Annotated in this window: 3 protein-coding genes and 1 pseudogene; all 4 read right to left on the bottom strand. The window is 53.5% G+C overall.

Features of this window, described 5'->3' with window-relative positions; genetic code table 11:
* Nucleotides 1-654: 654 nt before the first annotated feature.
* Nucleotides 655-1,959, bottom strand: coding sequence for a methyl-accepting chemotaxis protein (locus L383_RS00030; protein ID WP_007899670.1), 1,305 nt, complete (start codon nucleotides 1,957-1,959; stop codon nucleotides 655-657).
* 910 nt (nucleotides 1,960-2,869) lie between these two features.
* Nucleotides 2,870-3,085, bottom strand: a complete 216-nt coding sequence (locus tag L383_RS00035) for an MbeD family mobilization/exclusion protein (RefSeq protein WP_000137422.1) — start codon at nucleotides 3,083-3,085, stop codon at nucleotides 2,870-2,872.
* Nucleotides 3,086-3,091: 6 nt separating this feature from the next.
* Nucleotides 3,092-3,583: an MbeB family mobilization protein gene (locus L383_RS00040; protein WP_032629998.1), complete on the bottom strand. Its 492-nt coding sequence runs from the start codon at nucleotides 3,581-3,583 to the stop codon at nucleotides 3,092-3,094.
* A gap of 34 nt (nucleotides 3,584-3,617) precedes the next feature.
* A pseudogene (locus tag L383_RS26610) lies at nucleotides 3,618-3,878 on the bottom strand (relaxase/mobilization nuclease domain-containing protein); the annotation flags it as partial.
* Nucleotides 3,879-3,932 lie beyond the last annotated feature (54 nt).

Raw genomic sequence — 3,932 nt, 5'->3', positions numbered from 1 at the left:
CCTGGAAGATGCCAGGAAGAAACTTAACAGGGAAGCGATAAGGCCACGGCAGAGCCGGTTTTCCATAGGCTCCGCCCCCCTGACGAGCATCACAGAATCTGACGCTCAAATCAGTGGTGGCGAAACCCGACAGGACTATAAAGATACCAGGCGTTTCCCCCTGATGGCTCCCTCGTGCGCTCTCCTGTTCCTGCCTTTCGGTTTACCGGTGTCATTCCGCTGTTATGGCCGCGTTTGTCTCATTCCACGCCTGACACTCAGTTCCGGGAAGGCAGTTCGCTCCAAGCTGGACTGTATGCACGAACCCCCCGTTCAGTCCGACCGCTGCGCCTTATCCGGTAACTATCAACTTGAGTCCAATCCGGAAAAACACGACAAAGCGCCACTGGCAGCAGCCACTGGTAACAGGTTTAGAGGAGGAGAGTCTTGAAGTTTCGGGTGCGATAAGGCTACACTGAAAGGACAGTTTTGGTGACTGTGCTCCTCCAAGCCAGTTACCGCGGTTCAAAAGAGCGTCAACTCTTGCGAACCTTCGAAAAAGCCACCTTGCCGGGTGGTTTTTTCGTTTTCAGAGCAAGAGATTACGACGCAACGGAAAGGATCTCAAGAAGATCATCTGTGATGTTCGACAGATATGGGGATATGCACCATGGCCTATCCGGCTTTAACTGAAATGGCGACATCCTTAACCGCAGTCTCAACCCCTGCAGCATTCCTCTGAATGCTGGTCATAACTTCACCCGCTTCGCGCATGAGTGTAACCCCTTCCCGAGTGTTCATCAGGCTGTTTTCAATGCCACAGAGAACATCCTTGGCCAGTTGACTATTGCTGGCCACGACTTGCTCAATTTCTTCAGTCGCGCTACTGACGCTCGCCGCAAGATTACGCACTTCTGCGGCAACAACCGCAAAACTTCTTCCGGATGCGCCAGCCCTTGCTGCTTCAATCGCGGCATTCAGTGCAATAAGTCTTGTCTGCATGGCAAACTTCCGGATGGTTTCCACCATATCGTCAATACTTTCAGACTGATTGTTGAGCCGTGAGATATCGGTGGAGACAGCCCCCATCCCCTGCGCAATTCTGTCAATCATAAGGATGCTATTTTCAATAACATTGGCACCGTTCTGCGCACTTTCTCGGGTCTGCACGGCCATATCCCATGCATGCACAGCAGCCTCTTGCTCTCTCTGGTTTCGCAGGACATCAGCCGTAACATCTGTAGCGAATTTCACAATTTTATAAAGCTGCCCATCACTGTTAAAGACAGGGTTATAAGTTGCACGGAACCACAGAGGGTCTCCCTGACGGTTAAGGCGTGGAAACAGACCAGAAAAAAACTCACCTTGATTCAGACTCTCCCAGAAATGTCGGTATTCATCACTTTTGTAAAGCGTCTCGGCACAGAACAGACGATGATGCTTACCTATGATTTCATCCCGCTTATAGCCAGTGGCATTGACGAAATTTTCATTTGCTTCAAGCACGATCCCTTCAGGATTGAAGGTGATGATGGCCATAGAACGGTTTATGGCATTTACGACTGCTTCCTGCTCAAGAGCAGAATGCACGCGCTCAGAAATATCGGCAGCAATTTTAATGACTCTGATAACACGGCCGCGCCTGTCAGAAACGGGGATATAACTGGCTTCAAGCCATACGGAACGATTTCCCTTTGCCAGCCGCAGGTACTTGCCACTAAAGCTTTCTCCCCTGGCAAGGCGCTGCCAGAACTGGCTGTATTCCGGTGAACTTACCAGCGAGGGCGGGCAGAATATACGATGGTGGTGACCGATTATTTCATCAGCCCTGTACCCCATAGTGGAGAGAAAAAGCGGGCTGGCTTTATTTATCACCCCCTCCGGACTGAACTCAATGACAGGCTTATTCTGACAAATTGCGTCATACGAAATGGCTGATCGCTGGAGGTTCAGGGAGAACATATTTTTAAGTGAAAACATATGAATCAGATTGCCCGGATAATGTAAGTACTGCCATGGTTATCGGCTACTCCTTATGTAGCGTTATATATTACTGCGACAGGGCGGGAAAAAGCCCGCTCTTCAGCCATGCCGGCATGATGTCCGGCTCCGGATTTCACGCGTAAAAAACCCGCCATCTTTAGCGGGCTGAACAATAAGAAAATGTTCATATTTACGGCAAATCCGCCGGCTCCAGCAGAGAAGCTGGCGTCTATCAATCTTGGAAGAACCAGCGCAGCTCCGCATGCATTAACAGGCATCAGAAGGCAAAAAAATGGCTCACATCCGGGAGCCGGAAAACACTCAACTGCCTGGATCGCAGCACATCCTTTGTGAAGGATAATTTAAGTATCGGCCGGATTGCCGCGGGCATAAGCCCGGCCGGCATAATTTTTTCCGTATCCGCCAGACCTCGGCTTTTAACATAACACCCCTTGCCCGCACCGCAGAAACGGGGTTGGCTGCGTTTCCGGTGCCAGACGCGAGAAAGTGGCGACAGACATGACGAAAAAACACCAAAAACGCAGCCGCTGGATATTACACTGATGCATAGTCATGCAGCCAGATGCATGCAGCGTAAAGTCACACTAAAATCAGCGCGAACGCCTTAAAAACCGGCAAATGCCTCTCCGGCAACTCACACAGCTCCATCACCAGGTAAAAACAGTTCAGCAGGGCTTCAATAACGTTGAGAATTTTCATCACTTCCTCCGGGATAAGTCACTACCATTCCGGTAGTCAGCCTATTTAGCAGGAACGCGATGAGCCCTTCTTCGTGCGGGCTGTCACCTCATCTTCGGACCATCGAAACTCTTCTGCTTCTGTCGGAGCGTCAGCTCCAGCTCGTTCTGACGCTGATACTCCAGTGCAGCCTTCTCCTCGATGGCATTCAGTTCCCGGACAAGCGGCGCAGCTGCTCGCTTAAACTCAGCACCTGCGTGCTCAAGTCCGACACGCGCTCGTTCAGCACCGCGTTCTCCCGTTGCATAAGCCCACACATGCTCCGCCATTCCGCGAAGGCGCTCTCCCATTCGTCCAGCCTTTGCGAGTAGTCCTGCTGTAGCTGCTCTAATGCGCTCAGCAACTGCTTTTCCAGCTCTGTCATTTTCCGCTACTCCTGTTTCAGGCGGATCCATGTCGTCCCGTCGTAGGGGATGGCTTCGGTTTGCATCCCGGGCGGCAGGATAAGAAACCTCCGGCCGTCGCTGCTCTCCTGATAGCGCACTCCCCACGTCCGGGCAGTCATTTTCGCCAGGGTATCTTCCTGCTGACGAAGATGCGTGTAATTGTCGGTTATCTGCTGCCCCTGCCACCACAGTATGCTCCCGCTCGTGCCGATCAGCAGCGCTGACACCATCAGGATGGTGAACCATGTCCGCCCGGCAGTCCGCAGTACGCTCCGCCGGTTTTTCTCCATCGCCTCGCTCATACTCTGCTCGTGTGCGAGGATGGCGTCGCTGATTCTCCTCGCGCTTGCGCTCAGTTCCGCTCTGACAGACTGCTCGTGCTCGCTGAATGCGGCTTTCAGCATCTCGCCGGTACTCTGCTGCTGCGCTTTCGATTGCTGCTCTAAGTCCTTCGCCAGCGTTAAAAGACTGCTCATAGATGGCTCCCTTCAGTCGGATGTTTCGCCCCCCGTCCGGGTCGGCAATGCTGATACTGCTTTTCGTGGTGCGCACCACCTCAAAACCTGACCGTTCCAGCGCCTCAGTGACGTCCTGACGGTTTTTCAGCTCCCCGGACGAAGCAAGGGTCAGCAGTCCGCGCGTGATGGCTTCAGTGGCCTCCTGCTTCGTTTTCGGCAGTCCGGACGGCGTGACCAGCGCCCGGCGGTTTTCCGGCGCGTTCGGGTCATGCAGCCCCAGTCTGCCGTTCACGATGGTCTGCCAGGCATCGATGCGCGGCCGGTCGGCGCGGTCGTAGTACGGCTGGAGCCGCCTGCCGGTCAGCAG

Source organism: Enterobacter sp. MGH 37, assembly GCF_000534515.1.
Lineage (GTDB): Bacteria > Pseudomonadota > Gammaproteobacteria > Enterobacterales > Enterobacteriaceae > Enterobacter > Enterobacter kobei.
Note: the sequence above shows the minus strand (reverse complement) of the source record. Positions and strands in the feature narration are given on the sequence as shown.

Coding starts and splice junctions, on each gene's coding strand:
- L383_RS00035 (WP_000137422.1), bottom strand. CDS start 3,085: ATGACAGAGCTGGAAAAGCAGTTGCTGAGCGCATTAGAGCAGCTACAG.
- L383_RS00040 (WP_032629998.1), bottom strand. CDS start 3,583: ATGAGCAGTCTTTTAACGCTGGCGAAGGACTTAGAGCAGCAATCGAAA.
- L383_RS00030 (WP_007899670.1), bottom strand. CDS start 1,959: ATGTTTTCACTTAAAAATATGTTCTCCCTGAACCTCCAGCGATCAGCC.